Annotated in this window: 14 protein-coding genes; 13 read left to right on the top strand and 1 reads right to left on the bottom strand. The window is 60.8% G+C overall.

Annotation, left to right across the window (positions count from 1 at the left end):
- Positions 1–46: 46 nt before the first annotated feature.
- From AB4O08_RS22385 to AB4O08_RS22335, 11 genes are all read left to right on the top strand, one after another.
- A complete protein-coding gene (locus AB4O08_RS22385) occupies positions 47–481 on the top strand; it encodes a YeeE/YedE family protein (protein ID WP_010209167.1) in 435 nt (144 codons plus the stop codon).
- Positions 482–483: 2 nt separating this feature from the next.
- On the top strand, positions 484–903 hold the full coding sequence (locus tag AB4O08_RS22380; RefSeq protein WP_183703274.1) for a DUF6691 family protein: 420 nt from the start codon (positions 484–486) through the stop codon (positions 901–903).
- A 218-nt stretch (positions 904–1,121) separates the two neighbouring features.
- Positions 1,122–2,114 (top strand): SphA family protein, encoded by a 993-nt coding sequence (locus tag AB4O08_RS22375; RefSeq protein WP_021491097.1) that lies wholly within the window; start codon positions 1,122–1,124, stop codon positions 2,112–2,114.
- Between the two features lie 15 nt (positions 2,115–2,129).
- Positions 2,130–3,311, top strand: coding sequence for an MFS transporter (locus tag AB4O08_RS22370; protein ID WP_010209164.1), 1,182 nt, complete (start codon positions 2,130–2,132; stop codon positions 3,309–3,311).
- A 35-nt stretch (positions 3,312–3,346) separates the two neighbouring features.
- Complete coding sequence (locus AB4O08_RS22365) at positions 3,347–4,792, top strand: carotenoid oxygenase family protein (RefSeq protein ID WP_460114357.1); 1,446 nt, start codon at positions 3,347–3,349, stop codon at positions 4,790–4,792.
- 230 nt (positions 4,793–5,022) lie between these two features.
- On the top strand, positions 5,023–5,874 hold the full coding sequence (locus AB4O08_RS22360) for a fumarylacetoacetate hydrolase family protein (protein ID WP_460114356.1): 852 nt from the start codon (positions 5,023–5,025) through the stop codon (positions 5,872–5,874).
- 3 nt (positions 5,875–5,877) lie between these two features.
- The gene (locus tag AB4O08_RS22355; RefSeq protein WP_010209161.1) at positions 5,878–6,696 is read left to right on the top strand and encodes an IclR family transcriptional regulator; all 819 of its coding nucleotides are present in this window, start codon (positions 5,878–5,880) and stop codon (positions 6,694–6,696) included.
- A 21-nt stretch (positions 6,697–6,717) separates the two neighbouring features.
- Positions 6,718–8,364, top strand: a complete 1,647-nt coding sequence (locus AB4O08_RS22350) for a bifunctional 3-(3-hydroxy-phenyl)propionate/3-hydroxycinnamic acid hydroxylase (protein WP_021491098.1) — start codon at positions 6,718–6,720, stop codon at positions 8,362–8,364.
- 22 nt (positions 8,365–8,386) lie between these two features.
- Positions 8,387–9,235 carry a VOC family protein gene (locus tag AB4O08_RS22345; RefSeq protein ID WP_021491099.1) on the top strand — a complete coding sequence of 283 codons (849 nt, stop codon included), beginning with the start codon at positions 8,387–8,389 and terminating at the stop codon, positions 9,233–9,235.
- A 70-nt stretch (positions 9,236–9,305) separates the two neighbouring features.
- Complete coding sequence (locus tag AB4O08_RS22340; RefSeq protein ID WP_460114355.1) at positions 9,306–10,784, top strand: aldehyde dehydrogenase family protein; 1,479 nt, start codon at positions 9,306–9,308, stop codon at positions 10,782–10,784.
- Positions 10,785–10,856: 72 nt separating this feature from the next.
- Positions 10,857–11,855: a helix-turn-helix domain-containing protein gene (locus AB4O08_RS22335; RefSeq protein WP_010209154.1), complete on the top strand. Its 999-nt coding sequence runs from the start codon at positions 10,857–10,859 to the stop codon at positions 11,853–11,855.
- Positions 11,856–11,867: 12 nt separating this feature from the next.
- On the opposite strand, the gene AB4O08_RS22330 is transcribed toward AB4O08_RS22335, so the two are convergent.
- The gene (locus tag AB4O08_RS22330) at positions 11,868–12,803 is read right to left on the bottom strand and encodes an AraC-like ligand-binding domain-containing protein (protein ID WP_042571987.1); all 936 of its coding nucleotides are present in this window, start codon (positions 12,801–12,803) and stop codon (positions 11,868–11,870) included.
- A gap of 563 nt (positions 12,804–13,366) precedes the next feature.
- On the opposite strand from AB4O08_RS22330, the gene oxdA reads away from it, so the two are divergent.
- Both oxdA and AB4O08_RS22320 read left to right on the top strand, forming a co-directional pair.
- Entirely contained in the window at positions 13,367–14,425 is a 1,059-nt protein-coding gene (gene oxdA / locus AB4O08_RS22325; protein WP_044287455.1) for an aliphatic aldoxime dehydratase, read from the top strand.
- An 83-nt stretch (positions 14,426–14,508) separates the two neighbouring features.
- Positions 14,509–15,375, top strand: coding sequence for a transporter (locus AB4O08_RS22320; protein WP_021491102.1), 867 nt, complete (start codon positions 14,509–14,511; stop codon positions 15,373–15,375).
- Positions 15,376–15,530 lie beyond the last annotated feature (155 nt).

Here is a 15,530-nt window from a genome sequence, read left to right as displayed (position 1 = left end):
CGACGCTGAAGCACAATAGCGCCGAATCACTCAGGAGCAATGCTTCATGACTGTCGACTGGCTCAACTTCACACCCTGGTCGTCTCTGGCAGGCGGCGCACTGATTGGCCTGGCGGCCAGCGTGTTCGTCGTCAGCAACGGCCGTATCGCCGGCATCAGCGGCCTGATCGGCCATCTTCTGCAGCGAGAGGGCAAGGGCGTGAGTGAAACAGCACTGTTTCTGCTCGGCCTGCTCGTCGCCCCGCTGCTATGGGGTGCGTTCGCCACGCTACCGTTGATTGAATTCCAGAGCGGCTGGCCCGCATTGATCCTTGCCGGTTTCCTGGTAGGGGTGGGCACGCGGTACGGTTCAGGGTGCACCAGTGGCCATGGAGTGTGCGGCTTATCGCGACTTTCGCCACGCTCAATGGTCGCCACTGCCTGCTTCATGGCCAGCGGTTTCGTTACGGTGTTTGTGCTGCGTCATCTACTGGGAAGTTGAACATGATCAAGGTCACGGCATTCATCGCCGGGTTGCTGTTCGGTTTGGGCTTGCTTCTGGCGGGCATGGCCAACCCGACAAAAGTACTGGCGTTCCTGGATATAGCCGGCGCTTGGGATCCGTCCTTGGCACTGGTTATGATTAGCGCCATTGCCGTGGCGATTGGCCCGCTGACCTGGGCCCGCCGGCACTCCCGCTCACTGCTGGGCGCGCCCATGCAGTTGCCCGCCAAGCGCGGGCTGGACCGGCGCCTGGTGGGCGGCAGCCTGTTGTTCGGCATCGGTTGGGGTATTGCCGGGGTTTGTCCGGGTCCGGCCGTGGCCATTCTGCTGACAGGGCAGTGGCAGGTCATCCTGTTCACGGTGGCCATGCTGGGCGGCATGCTGTTGTTTACGGTACTGGAGAACCGGCGCAGGGGTTAAATCCGCTGAATGGGGACACACTACGATGGCTGCGCAAGCGCCATCATCCTGCGAACACCCCCTTCTCTATCCGTGGATAGGGTAAATCAACCGGCGTGACATGACGCTCTCAGTCAACTCTGACCGCTGTGTACAAGTAACAGCAACGCTCGAGAATTAAAGTTGAAGTGCCAGGGGAAGCTACCCCAGCTCACAACTCCAATAATAGAGCGACGTCAATGAGACTGACACCATCCTTGCCAGCGTGCCTGGCCCTCAGTTGCGTATCACTTGCCGCCTTTGCTGCCGAAGGCCCCCCACCGCCCTCCGTCAGCCAACCCAGCGGTATCAACCTGGGCGGCACCAGCTTCTTCGACGGGTTCGCCGGGCCACCGGGGCTGACGCATCAGACCTATTTGAAGTTCAGTACGTCCAGCAGCATTCGTGACAATGGTGGCAAGGACAACCGCAACTTCGATAACCCGAAGATCAATGTCATTACCCTGATCAACCAGTTCAGCTATTACTCACCGGACACCATCGGCGGCGGCGCACACCTGGGCTGGAGCCTGTTGGTCCCGGTGGTTTCCCTGGACGGCGACTTCGGCGACAACGGCGTCAAACTCAAAGACAACGGGGTCGGCCTGGGCGACGTCACTGTTGGCCCGCAAATCCAGTTCGATCCGCTCCTCAACGCCGAAGGCCGGCCGGTGTTCGTGCAACGCGTGGCCTTCGATACGATCCTGCCCACAGGTAAGTACGACAAACACAAGGACTTGAACCCCGGCTCCCATTACTTTTCCGTCAACCCCTACTGGGCCGCGACCTTGATGCCGGCACCGCGCTGGGAAGTGAGCTGGCGCTTGAATTACCTGTACAACTTCAAGAACGACGATCCCGCGAGCAGCTCGGCACAGTTCTTTGAAGGGCGCCCCGTGCGCGACACCCAATCAGGGCAATCGGCCTGGGCCAACTTTACGGCCTCCTACGAGGTGTACCCGAAAATCTCGGTCGGGATCAACGGCTATTACTTCCGGCAGATTTCCGATGACCGGGTCAACGGCGACCGCCTGAGCAACTCTCGCGAGAAAGTCCTTGGCATTGGCCCCGGTTTGTTCTGGAAGATCACTGAGGACAAGGCGTTCTGGCTCAATACCTATAAAGAAACCGGCGTAGAGAATCGCAGCAAGACCGATTACGCCGTGCAAGTTCGCTACGTTCATAAGTTTTGACTGAGGTGATGTGTGATGAATGCGCTCGACTCCATCGACAGCAAGCAATCACTGGGCGCTATTTGCCTGATGATGGTCATTTCCCTGGGAACGCTGCAGATCCAGCCGATTCTGGGCGGCGCGCTGATTGACCAACTGGGGGTGCCGCTCAATGCCATCGGCGTGATCTTCGCTGCCGAGCTAATCGCGATGGCCATCGCCTGCGGCGTATGTGCCCTGCTCATGGCCCGTGTCGACCGCCGCCGCTTTGCACGGGTGGCCTTGTTGATACTGGCCGTCGGCAACCTGATCAGCACTCAGGTTCACAGCCAGACGTGGCTGGTGGTCTTGCGGATCATCTGCGGCGCCAGCGGTGGCGCGGTCATGGCGGTGGTGTATGCGACCGCGGCACTGCGCCGGTCCAAAGATGCAACGTTTGCAGTGATCAATATCGGCAACTTGTTATGGGGCATGCTGCTGGTCACCTCGATGCCTCTGCTGCTGCAGGTATTTGGCGTGCGGGGTGCCTTTGGCCTGCTGGCCATCACCAGCCTGCTTGCCGCACTGGGTTGCGGGAGAATCCCCAGGCATTACCCGGACGCCCAACGCATCGCCCATGGCGCGGCCCGACCGTTCGGGGTGACCTCACTGCTGCTGATCGCGCTGTTTGCGCTGCTATTCTTCGGGCATTCCGCTCTATGGGTGTACCAGGAACGAATCGGTAAAAGCCTGGGCCTGGAACCTCAACAGATCGGGGCTATCCTCGGCGGCAGCATCCTGGCGGGTGCCCTGGGTGCAGGCCTTTCCGGGCTCATCGGACGGCGGCTTGGCCTACTGTTCCCGCAACTGTTGAGCTTCGGTGCTGCGTTAGTGGCGACCCTGATCATGGTGTATGGCGACAGTACCGTTGCCTTTGCCACCACGGCGTGCCTGATCCATATGGTGTGGTTTTTCAGCTTGCCCTATCTGCTTTCCATGGCCGCCGAACTGGATCCCTCCGGGCGCCTGGCGGGACTGGGCAACGCCGCGATATTCGTCGGGCAAGGGCTTGGCCCCTTTGGCGCCGCGCTGGTAGTGGGCGAAGGGCATTTCCGCGCGGTGGGCTGGCTGGCCGCCTGCGCTTATGGGCTCGCCTTGATCATCTCGTGCCTGGTGGTGGCTCGCTTCCGTCGCGGCGTTAAGCCCGGCGGGCAGGCCCTGTCAGCCCAATCCGCCTGAACGACGCCACCCAAACCGATCAATGAGATAACGCGATGAATACGCCATTCCCAAACACCCCGGAATTTTCCGGAGCGCTGTATGCGCCGAGCCGCGTCGAGGGCGACGTGTATGACCTTGAAATCGAAGGCGCCCTTCCCGAGGCGATCCGTGGGGCCTTTTACCAGGTGTCACCCGACCCGCAATACCCGCCCATGCTCGGCAACGATATTTTCTTCAATGGCGATGCCTTGGTCAGCGGCTTTTATTTTGCTGATGGCAAGGTCTCGCTGCGCCGCCGCTATGTGCTGACCGATCGCCTGGTCGCTCAGCGCCGTGAAGGGCGCTCGCTCAATGGTGTGTACCGCAACGTCTACACCAACGACCCGCTGGCGGCCAAAAACAACACCACCGCCAACACGTCTGTGATCCCGCACAACAACGTCCTGCTGGCTCTCAAGGAGGATGCCATGCCCTGGGCGTTGGACCCGCAGACCCTGGAGACTCTCGGCGAGTGGAATTTCGACGGGCAGATTGACTCTGCGACGTTCACTGCCCACCCCAAGCTCGACCCCGTCACGGGAAACCTGCTGGCCTTCAGTTACGAAGCCAAAGGCGACGGTACACCGGACATGGCCTATTTCGAGATATCGCCAGAGGGGAAGCTGCTGCATGAAATCTGGTTCCAGGCGCCCTACGCCGCGATGGTCCACGACTTCGCGGTCACCGAACGGTATGTGGTGTTCCCACTGATCCCGTTGACAGTGGACGTCGAACGCATGAAAAAAGGCGGCCAGCATTTCCAGTGGCAGCCCGAGTTGCCCCAGCTGTTTGCCGTGGTGCCCCGTTACGGCCATGCGCGCGACGTGCGCTGGTTCAAAGGACCTAAGGACGGCTTCCAGGGCCATACCCTGAATGCGTTCGATGAAGACGGCAAAGTGTATCTGGACATGCCGGTCACCGGCGGCAACATCTTCTACTTCTTCCCCCAGGCGGACGGTTTCGTACCGCCGCCAGAGACCCTGGCCGCCAGTCTGATGCGCTGGATATTCGACCTGAACAGTGCGCAGGATGAACTACAACCCCAGGCGCTGACGGACTATCCCTGCGAGTTTCCCCGCTGCGATGACCGCTACATCGGCCGCAAGTATGAACATGGATTCATGCTCGCCTTCGATCCAGAGCGCCCGTACAACCCGTCGAACGGGCCGATGCCATTCCAGTTTTTCAACCTGCTGGTTCACCTCAACCTCACGACCGGTGTCACCGATGCCTGGTTTCCCGGGGACAGCGGCTGTTTCCAGGAACCCATCTTCATTCCGCGCTCCGCGCAAGCCAAGGAAGGCGACGGCTACGTAGTCTGCCTGCTCAACCTGATTGCCGAAGGCCGCAGCGAACTGGTGGTGCTGGACGCCACCGCCATAGCCGCCGGCCCCCTCGCACGCATCAAAATCCCGTTCCGCATGCGCATGTCACTGCACGGCTGCTGGGCACCGCACTAAGTCGCGCCACCGCTCCCCCTCTCTCCATGCGACACGCCCGTGGCCCTCCACTTGCTGGAAGGGCGCGGGCTGCCCGGCGTTACAGGGCTGGATCCGATGATCGAACAGAAAAATCACGTTTATTTCGTAATGCAGGATTTATACAAAAATCCCACTTTACAGGATAAATGCTCAAGACTAGATTAAACCCATTGCTGCCATCTCCCGCTTCCTTTTCGAGAGGACACTTCATGAAACTTGCAAGCTTCATTGTTCACGGTCGCACGACCTACGGTGTGGTCGAAGGTGATCAACTGATTGACCTGGAATCGGTCAAATCAACCTTTGGCGCTGACCTCAAGCAAGCCATTGCCGCCAATCGCCTGGGGGAGCTGACACCGGCCGTGCTCGCGCCACTGCCCCGCGTGCCATTGGCCGACGTCACCTTCCTGCCGGTGATCGCCAATCCCGGGAAAGTGCTGTGCATCGGCATCAACTATGCCACCCACGTGCGGGAGACCGGGCGTGACATGCCGACCTATCCGATGATTTTCACGCGTTTCGCCGACAGCCAGGTCGCGCACCTGCAGCCGATCATTCGTCCAAAGGTGTCGCACAAACTGGATTTCGAAGGCGAACTCGCAGTGGTCATCGGCAAAACCGCAAGGCACGTCAACGCAGCGGACGCGCTGGACTACGTGGCCGGTTATGCCTGCTACAACGATGGCAGTGTGCGCGACTGGCAGAAGCACACCCTCCAGTTCGTGCCCGGCAAGAACTTCCCCCAAACCGGTGGATTCGGCCCTTGGATGGTGACCCACGACGAGATCAACGACCCGCAGGAGCTGGAACTGACCACGCGCCTGAACGGCGAAGTGATGCAACACACCCCCACCAGCGACATGATTTTCGACGTGCGCCAGTTGATCGAGTACTGCTCCACGTTCACCGAACTGGCCCCCGGCGACGTGATTGTCAGCGGCACCACTGGTGGCGTCGGTGCCTTCCGTGAACCGCCGGTGTGGATGAAGCCCGGCGACACCGTCGAAGTCGAGATAACCGGCATCGGCCGCCTGCGCAACAGCATCGCCGACGAGCAGTGAGTCATGAATCTACTTGAATCAGAACGCCCGTCGGAGCTGGAAGCCGATAGCAAAGGCTCCAGCCTGGAACGCATGCTGCGGGTGCTGGACCTGTTCACCGAGGCCAGCCCGATCTGGGCGGTGGACGAAATGGGCGCCGCACTGGGTTACACCCGCTCGACCATTTACCGCTACGTACGCGAACTGGCCGAGGCGAGCCTGTTGTTTCAGGTCGAAGCCGGACGCTATGCACTGGGCGCACGGATCATCACCTGGGACCGCCAGCTGCGCCTGAGCGACCCTCTGGTGCGCGCGGCACAGTCGCTGGAACAGGCTCTGCCACGCTGGAGCGAGCAACAGGTATGGCTGATCTGTCGGCTGTTCAAGGACCAGGTGGTATGTATCCACCAGCATGGCGAGTTGTTCAGTGAGGTCAGCTACTCCCGGGGTTCGCCCAGGCCGTTGTTCCTCGGCGCGACATCGAAAGCGATCCTCGCCAACATGACCTCGCGCCAGCACCGCCAGCTGTTCCTGGAAAACCCGGATGAAGTGCGCGCCAGCCACCTGGGCCAAACCTGGGAACAGTTCCGCCGCGCGCTGCAGCAACTGCGTCGCCAGGGCTATGTCGCCAGTGCGGCGGAAATCGATCCCGGCGTCTACGGCCTCGCGGCACCGATTTTCGACAGCGACGGCAAGGTGCTGGGCAGCATCAGTTGCGTGCGTCCGATCCAGGAGCGTGACAACACCCAGGAAGCGCAACAAGGGGAACAGATGCTGACCCTCGCACAGACACTCTCGCAACGCATGGCGGCCCTGACTCAACGCCCCGCGCAGCCGGACTGAAACCTTTGGAAGGGAATAACAATGACAACCCTCAACAGCTTCAGCACTCAAGTCCTGATCATCGGCGCCGGCCCCACCGGACTGACTCTGGCCAACCTGCTTGGCCAGGGTCAGGTGGATACCCTGATCATCGACCGCAAGGCCGGCACCGTGACCGAGCCCCGCGCTGTCTCGATCGACGATGAATCCCTGCGCACCATGCAGGCGATCGGGCTGGATGCCGCCGTGCTACACGATGTGGTGCCGGGCTACGGCGTGCATTACTTCACCCGCCCGGGCGGGCGTTGCTTTGGCAAGGTCGAGCCCACCGGCAAGGTGTATGGTTTTCCCAAACGCAATGCCTTTCGCCAGCCACTGTTCGAACACACGCTGAAGACCGGCCTTGAGCGCTTTGCGAGCGTGACTGCACGCTTCAATCACGAACTGCTGGAGTTCACTCAAGACGCGCACGGTGTGCGTGCCTTGATCAAGGACACCGATGGCCAATTGCTCGACGTCAAGGCCAACTACCTGGTCGCCTGCGACGGCGGCCGCAGCCCGGTGCGCAAGCAACTGGGAATCGAGATGGTCGGGTCGAGCTTCTCCTCGCGCTGGCTGGTGGTCGATACCGACCAGGACGACGACCCGTTCTGGCAGACCCGCGTGTACTGTGACGCCCGGCGCCCGGTGGTGGAAGTACCCGGTCCGCACCGTACGCGGCGTTTCGAATTCATGCTCCGGCCGGACGAAACCGAGGAGCAGGTGCTCAGCCCGCAAAGCCTGCACGTGCTGTTGCGTCCGTTCAAGGGCGATGCGCCGGTTTCGATCGTGCGCAAGACGGTCTACACCTTTCATGCCCGCGTTGCAGAGCGCTGGCAGGTGGGCCGCGTATTGCTCGCCGGTGATGCCGCGCACCTGACCCCGCCCTACGCCGGACAGGGGATGAACAGCGGCGTTCGCGATGCTCATAATCTGGGCTGGAAGTTGATCGGCGTACTCAACGGCAAATTGGCCGCGACCGCCTTGCAGTCCTACGAAAGCGAGCGGCGCGGGCATGCCTGGGCCTTGATCAAGTTGGCCCTGAACCTGGGCGTGGTCATGGCGCCGGCTACCGTGCTGCGGGCTCGCCTGATCAGTGCGGCATTCGCGTTGGTCGGCCTGGTGCCGCCGCTGCGCGACTATTTCCTGCAGATGCGCTTCAAGCCAAAACCACGCTTTACCCAAGGCCTGGTGCTGCCCGACGGCAAGGCCGGAAAGCTGGCCTGTGGGCAAATGTTTCCTCAGCCGCTGCTGACCGACGCCCAAGGCCACGCCCAGTTGCTGGACGCGAGCATCGGTGCCGGCTTTGCCCTGATTCAATATGGCGACCCTGCTCGCCAGCGTCTTGATGAACTGCGCCACGGTCTTTGGGATCACCTGGAGGCCAAGCGCATCCTGATCCTGCCTGCGCACTTCCAGGCCCTGCCATCGCTGCCTGGCTGCACCGTACTTCAAGACCATGAGGATGCGCTCAAGGACCTGCTGGGCGACAGCCACACGTTTGTGTTGCTGCGCCCCGATCGCTATGTCGCCGCCCTCTTCGACAAGACCACCCAAGACCAGGCTGCCGCCGCCTTGCAGGCGCTGTTCGGCATCCCCTCGACAAGCGCCTGTGCGGATCAACCGGCCATGGCCCCCGTCTACCCCTGAACCTTCAGCCACCGAGGTGTTTATGCAAACCTTGCAGACTTCTACCCCCGCACGCCTGTGTTACCTGCACCTGGCGAGCAAAGCGCCCCAGCAACAAGTTGATTTCTATCGGCGCCTGCTGGACATGAACTGCCTGGCGCAGGCAGACGGCAGTTGGCTGCTCCAAGGCCCGCAACGGGCCATGCTAATCTCGCCCGCCGACCACAGCGGCCTGCTCGCGGCCGCGTACGACCTGGGCAGCCAAGCGCGCTTGAGTGAACTGCGCACGCGCCTGGTGAGCAAGGGCTGTAGCGTCGAAGCGCTCGACTCGCCACTGCTGGAAGCCGGCGCCTTTCAAATCCGCGACCCCCAGGGCCGGCAAACCGTGTTTGGCGTGTCTCTTGGCGCCGTCGCCACCGACCGCAAGGGCATGCCGGGCCGCCTGCAGCATGTGGTGTTCCAGACCACGGAGCTGGAAGCGATGATCGACTTCTACGTCAACACGGTGGGGTTCACGGTCTCGGACAATGTTGTCGATGAGCAGAGCAGCCAGCTCACGACCTGCTTCCTGCGTTCAGACGACGAGCACCACTCGCTGGCGTTTTTCCGCGGTTCGAAAAACGAATGGGATCATCACTGTTACGAAACCAACGAGTGGAATGACATTCGCGACTGGGGCGACCGTTTCGCCAAGGAGCGGATTACATTGTTCTTTGGCCCAGGTCGCCACGGTCCGGGCAATAACCTGTTCTTCATGGTGGTCGATGCCGATCGCAATCGCCTGGAGTTCTCGGCGGAGCTGGAAATCACCGAAGCCAGCCGCGCGCCAGGCGTCTGGCCCCAAGAGGAATACACCCTCAACTCCTGGGGACGCGCCTGGATACGCAGCTGAAAAGACACACTTCAAAGGGTCTGCCCTCACCTACCCTCAATCAACGCGGCTACCTGCCTAAGGTAAGACAATGACAATTCCAACCTTCGCGACCTACGCCATCAGCGGCGACCAATACATCAACGGCACCTGGCGCACAGGTCGTTCGACACGACGCCTGGATGACCGTAACCCGTTCAACGGCGAACGCTTGCTGGAGATGCCGCTGGCCTCGGTGGTTGACCTGGATGACGCCTACCAGGCGGCCCAGCGCGCACAGACCGACTGGGCAGCGCTGCACCCGACCCAGCGCAGTGCGCAGCTGGAAAAACTCGCTCAGGTCATCCAGGACCGCAGCGAAGAAATCATCGACTGGCTGATCCGTGAGTCCGGCAGTACCCGTATCAAGGCAGGGATGGAATGGCAGTTCACCCTCAACCTGGTTCGCGAGTGCGCAACGCTGCCGATGCAGGTTGAGGGGCGAATCCTGAGCAGTTACAAGCCTGGCGAACAGAGCTTCGTGTTTCGCGAGCCGCTGGGCGTGGTCGGTGTCATCAGCCCCTGGAACTTTCCACTGTACCTGAGCATGCGCTCGGTGGTGCCGGCCCTGGCGCTGGGCAATACCGTGGTGCTCAAGCCCGCCAGTGACACGGCGGTCACCGGAGGCCTGCTGATTGCGCACCTGTTCGAAGAAGCCGGGTTCCCCGCGGGTGCGCTGAATGTGGTGGTCGGCGCGGGCTCGGAGATTGGTGATGCATTCGTCGAGCACCCGATACCAAGCCTGATCTCCTTCACCGGTTCCACCGACGTGGGCCGCAATGTCGGACGCATCGCCACCGGCGGCAAGCACATCAAGCGCGTGGCGCTGGAATTGGGCGGCAACGCACCGCTGGTGGTCCTGGACGATGCGGACATCGAGATCGCGGCGCATGCCGCCGTGGTCGGGCGGTTCCTGCATCAGGGCCAGATCTGCATGAGCGTCAACCGCGTCATTGTCGATCGTTCGCTGTATGCCGACTTCGCGGCGCTGGTGGTGGAGCGCGTGCGCAACCTCAAGACCGGTGACCCGGCCAAGCCCGATACGGTGATCGGGCCGGTGGTCAACCAGAGTCAGCTCGATGGCCTGCTGGGGAAGATCGACGCAGCCGAGCGTGCCGGCCTCAAGCAACTGTGTGGTGGCCAGGCGCAAGGGCTTGTGCTGCCAGCCCATGTCTTCGGCGAAGTGGGCCCCGAGCAGGCATTGGCCCGCGATGAAACCTTCGGCCCGTTATTGCCATTGATGATTGCACACAATCAGGCCCACGCCCTGGAGTTGGCCAATGCAAGCGAGTACGGTCTATCCAGTGCCGTGTTCACCCGGGACATGGCGCGCGGCCTGAGTTTTGCGCGAGGCATCGTGGCGGGCATGACCCATATCAACGACATCACCGTCGACGACCAACCCAATGCACCGTTCGGTGGCGAGAAGAACTCCGGCCTAGGGCGCTTCAACGGTCACTATGCCTTGGATGAGTTTACCCGGGCCCATTGGGTCACCTGGCAAGCGGGGAGCCATCGCTACCCGTTCTGATCGCATGCCAGAATCGGGCAAGGCGCCCTCCTTGCCCCTTCAGCCATAACAAAAAGACAGAAGGCGAAACCAATGAACAACCTAGCCTGTGTGTCCACCGATCAGGTCGTTCGCTCTGACCGGCTGATGAAGTGGAAAGAGTTCATGAGCGATCACCTGGGCCGCACGCCTGAGTATATAAAGCGCCTGGAAGCCACCCATATCGACCCGTTGCACAACGGTAACTTCCAGGGGCGGCTGGAATATGGCGACCTGGGCCAGCTGCGTTTCTGCCGCATGACCGCCAGTGCCCATCGCTATTCACGCCACTTGAGCAAAGCACTCGATGTCGTCGACACGCCGCGCATGTTGATCCTGCAAGTTGCCGGTGTCAGCCACTTCGAGCAAGGGCAGCAAAGCAGTACCGTCGCACCGGACGAAATGCTCCTGGTCGATTGTGGCAAGCCCTTCAGCGTTACCAGTACCCAGGGGTGCGAACACTTTATCCTGCTGTTCCAAGGCGCCGCCGGGCAACTGACACAGACCGGCGACATGCACTTGAGTGGCCGCAACGGGCTGGGGCGCATGCTGATGCACCTGATCAGCGACGCTTACCATCAATACCCCTTGCTCAACAGCCAGTCGGCCGGGCTGATCGGCGACAGCATCGCCGGGTTGCTCAACAATGCCTTGAAGAACAAGCAAGATGAAAAGCAACTGGACCACGACTTCCGGTTCTTCAAACAGAATCGCCTCAAGGCCTATATTGAGCGCCACCTGGCGGACCGCGACCTCAGCATTGAGCGCATCGCCAATGCTGAACAGTGCTCGGTGCGCAGCTTGCACCGGGCCTTTCAGGATGAATTGGGCTGCAGCGTCAGCGAGTATATCTGGCAGCGTCGGTTGTCCCGATGCGCCGAGGACCTGCGCAACCGCGAACAGGCCCATCGCTCACTCACCGAGATCGCCTATGCCTGGGGCTATGGCAGCAGTTCACATTTCAGCCGGCACTTCAAATCGACATTCGGTATGTCACCACGACTGTTCCGGGAAACGGCCAGCGACAACCGCACTCAATCGCCAGCCGTTTGAGCGCGAAGCCTCTCAATTGCGGCGCAAAAGGGTATTCGGCGCAACGCCAAAGGCCTTGCGAAAGGCATGGCTGAAGTGGGAGAAGTCGGAAAACCCGAAGTCCAGCGCCGCCTGGGACACGCTGCGCACCTGACCGCGCTCGATCGCTTCACGGCTCGCATTCAGGCGCTCTTTCCAGATCTCGGCAACGGGGGTCTTTTGGTATCGCGCGAACGCGCGCGTGACAGTTCGCGTGGACACATTATGAGCCTGCGCGATGACGTCAATGGATAGGTCCGGCTCGGTCAAGTGCCGTTGGATGTACTGCATGATACGACCGTAGAGGTCGAGTTCCTGATGGGTTGTCTTCAGGTCCTGGAGTTCCAGGCTTATCACCAGCAGGTCGATCAATGCGCCGGAATAACGATTCGAGATGTGCTCATCCTGCAACGACATCGGCGAGCTCGCGGCCTGACGCAACATTTCACGCAAGGGCACGACGCCGGGGCGGCGGTCGTCGAGGACCATCGCCGTGTAATCGGCGATTCGTGGCAGACGCTCAATCAGTAAGGCTCGCGGAATACGGACCAAGTGGTTTTCGGTACCACCGAAACTGAATCGAAACGCCTGTGTTGCGTCATAAAGAAACAGATTTCCAGCTGCCAGGCTGGCTTTTCTTCCTCCTTGCTCAATTTGCCCATGGCCATTTCGGGAGAAGCCCAACCATAAATCTTCAGCCGGGCCGCTGCGCAGGTGACGCTCTGAGCGCTCCCAGTAATGCAGCGGCGAAGACAGCGAACAGATGTCCAGGTCGCCGAGCGTATTGATCGCGAGCGCGCCATCAAAACTGCTCTGGGACAAGGGTTTGCTGTCTGCTGCCAGGCAATGGCGGCACACCACTTCCTTCCAGTAATCAAAGCGACGGGGGGCCGACACTGCAAGGGTCGAATACTGCGTGCTCGGGTTCATGTCACTGACCTCGACATCAATGCAAAAGGCGCTCGATAAGGTGTAACTTGCGGTCAACTGTCCCCCATCAAAAGCAATTTGCAGGCCAAACACCGCTGCAGGCCGTCCAGTCACACTGCCGTGCGATGCCCCTCGCAACGCGCCTCAGGCCGCAGGCGGTTGCCTGAGCCGTTATCCCCATTTAGAGGCACAGCCCGTCACGCGGTCGGCCCAAGTGCACCAACGCGGACCACGGCGCAAGGTCAGTTTCTGCAGTGTCTTTTCCAACCAAACGGTTGTCCCGTCGAACAAAGCGCCCCCTCGCCACCCAGCCTAATTTCCACCTCACAGCAGCTCATACCCCGCTGATGAGGCACGCCATGTATCGACACTATTCACAACGACGGGCTGATTCCTCCTGGTTTCTGCAGAGGCGCGACCTGGTCCCTGAAGAGTCGGCGTATTGGTTGATTGAATGGGGAGCCATGACGCTGCTGCACCGACGGCAAGTCGTCAAACGCGACCTGCCGCCGAAGCGCTGATGCCCACCCGTAGGCCTGAACGAAAATAACGAGGAGCTCACCATGGAATCTGCAATCGACACACATCTCAAATGCCCACGCACCCTGTCACGCCGGGTGCCCGACGAATATCAACCGCCGTTCCCGATGTGGGTCGCGCGCGCTGACGAGCAACTTGAACAAGTGGTGATGGGATACCTCGGCGTGCAATATCGCGGCGACGCCCAGCGCGAGGCCGCGTTGCAGTCAATGCGCCACATCGTCGGCAGTTTCAGTCTGGCCGATGGCCCGCAGACCCATGATTTGACCCACCACACCGACAGCAGTGGGTTTGATAATTTGATTGTGGTCGGGTACTGGAAAGACCCTGCCGCCCACTGTCGCTGGTTGCGCTCACCCCAGGTAAATGACTGGTGGAATTCGCCGGATCGGCTCAGTGACGGCCTGGGCTATTTCCGCGAAATCACCGCCCCACGCGCCGAACAGTTCGAAACCTTGTACGCCTTCCAGGAAAACTTGCCCGGTGTCGGCGCGGTCATGGATAGCACCAGTGGCGAGATCGAGGAACACGGTTACTGGGGCTCGATGCGCGACCGCTTCCCGATCTCCCAGACGGACTGGATGAAACCTACCAGTGAGCTGAAAGTGGTCGCGGGTGACCCTGCCAAGGGTGGGCGGGTCGTGGTCATGGGGCATGACAACCTCACGCTGATCCGTTCAGGCCAGGACTGGGCGGATGCCGAGGCGGACGAACGCTCGCTGTACCTGGATGAAATTTTGCCGACCTTGCAGGACGGCATGGACTTCCTGCGTGACAACGGGCAACCCCTGGGCTGCTACAGCAACAGGTTTGTGCGCAATATCGATATCGACGGTAACTTTCTCGACGTGAGCTACAACATCGGTCACTGGCGCTCGGTGGAAAAACTCGAACGCTGGGCAGAGTCGCACCCTACCCACCTGCGTATTTTCGTGACGTTCTTCCGTGTGGCCGCGGGTTTGAAAAAGTTACGGCTGTACCACGAAGTGTCGGTGTCAGACGCCAAGAGCCAGGTATTCGAGTACATCAACTGTCACTCGCAGACCGGCATGTTGCGCGACGCGCTGTCGCCAACCGCCTGAGTGCCGTCGGCACTTCTTCCCCATTTCCTACTTCCTTGCCACCCTCCCCGGGTGGCGTGGTTTCCTGTGCGAGGAATAAAAAAATGAACAAGATCCGCCTGCTGACACTTTCCACCCTGTTGCCCGCACTTCACGCGAACGCCGGTGAAGTAGCCCCTGGCGACTATGAGCAATACCCGGTCGGCGCGACCATCGGTGCGATTTATTACCAGCACTCCACCACGGACTCGGCTTACGCCAACGGGCACAAGGTCAGCTCCGACTACAGGTTGAGCTCAGACGTCGGCATTCTGCGTCTGCTCCATGTCTACGCACTCAGCGACACAGTCACCATCGACCCGCAATTCCTACTGCCCTTCGGGCACGTCTCCAGTGGCGGTGACGCCTCGACGCTGGGCAGTACCCGCGGCGTCGGCGACTTGATCCTGACCGCGCCGGTCAAGTGGCGGCTCAACGAAGCCCGCGACACCCTCAGTATCGCCCCCTATCTGTATGTACCCACTGGCACTTATGACAAGGATGACGCGCTCAATATCGGTGAGAACCGCTGGAAGTTCGAACTGCAGAGTGCCTACGTCAAGCACTTCACAGAAAAATGGGCAATGGACTTGGTCGGCGGCGCAACCTGGTATGGCGACAACACCGACTATGGCGCAAATGCCGACCGTCTGAAGCAAGACGTTTCCTATGCAGCACAGATCATGGGGCGTTACATGCCTGACGCCACCACAGCGTTTGGTATCGGCTTCGGGCGCACCTGGGGAGGTGAGACGAACGTCGAGCACGTCAATCAGGATAACGAGTTGGGTACAACCAACTTCCGCCTGACAGCGACCAAATTCGTCACCCCCCAAGACCAGATCCAGCTGCAGTTGGGCAAGGATCTGTCAGTGGACAACGGCGCCAAGGAAGACTTCCGCATGAACCTGCGTTACGCCCGCGTATTTTGACGCAAGCGTCCACCGGACAGCGGCCCCAGCCCTCTGTTGCCTTGGCGCAGGGCTGTCCGGCTCAGCCAAGTCGCTGTCTTTTTCAACCAAGCCTTCGACTGGAGGCGCGGACTATCTTGAGCACCAGGCCCACTGACCTTGATGAGCATGCAGTG

It is taken from the genome of Pseudomonas sp. H3_E07, assembly GCF_054668895.1.
This window is presented reverse-complemented; position numbering and strand designations above follow the sequence as displayed.

Excerpts from the sequence above, each read along its gene's own strand:
- AB4O08_RS22385 (WP_010209167.1), top strand. The coding sequence starts at position 47 with ATGACTGTCGACTGGCTCAACTTCACACCCTGGTCGTCTCTGGCAGGC.
- AB4O08_RS22380 (WP_183703274.1), top strand. The coding sequence starts at position 484 with ATGATCAAGGTCACGGCATTCATCGCCGGGTTGCTGTTCGGTTTGGGC.
- AB4O08_RS22375 (WP_021491097.1), top strand. The coding sequence starts at position 1,122 with ATGAGACTGACACCATCCTTGCCAGCGTGCCTGGCCCTCAGTTGCGTA.
- AB4O08_RS22370 (WP_010209164.1), top strand. The coding sequence starts at position 2,130 with ATGAATGCGCTCGACTCCATCGACAGCAAGCAATCACTGGGCGCTATT.
- AB4O08_RS22365 (WP_460114357.1), top strand. The coding sequence starts at position 3,347 with ATGAATACGCCATTCCCAAACACCCCGGAATTTTCCGGAGCGCTGTAT.
- AB4O08_RS22360 (WP_460114356.1), top strand. The coding sequence starts at position 5,023 with ATGAAACTTGCAAGCTTCATTGTTCACGGTCGCACGACCTACGGTGTG.
- AB4O08_RS22355 (WP_010209161.1), top strand. The coding sequence starts at position 5,878 with ATGAATCTACTTGAATCAGAACGCCCGTCGGAGCTGGAAGCCGATAGC.
- AB4O08_RS22350 (WP_021491098.1), top strand. The coding sequence starts at position 6,718 with ATGACAACCCTCAACAGCTTCAGCACTCAAGTCCTGATCATCGGCGCC.
- AB4O08_RS22345 (WP_021491099.1), top strand. The coding sequence starts at position 8,387 with ATGCAAACCTTGCAGACTTCTACCCCCGCACGCCTGTGTTACCTGCAC.
- AB4O08_RS22340 (WP_460114355.1), top strand. The coding sequence starts at position 9,306 with ATGACAATTCCAACCTTCGCGACCTACGCCATCAGCGGCGACCAATAC.
- AB4O08_RS22335 (WP_010209154.1), top strand. The coding sequence starts at position 10,857 with ATGAACAACCTAGCCTGTGTGTCCACCGATCAGGTCGTTCGCTCTGAC.
- AB4O08_RS22330 (WP_042571987.1), bottom strand. The coding sequence starts at position 12,803 with ATGAACCCGAGCACGCAGTATTCGACCCTTGCAGTGTCGGCCCCCCGT.
- oxdA (WP_044287455.1), top strand. The coding sequence starts at position 13,367 with ATGGAATCTGCAATCGACACACATCTCAAATGCCCACGCACCCTGTCA.
- AB4O08_RS22320 (WP_021491102.1), top strand. The coding sequence starts at position 14,509 with ATGAACAAGATCCGCCTGCTGACACTTTCCACCCTGTTGCCCGCACTT.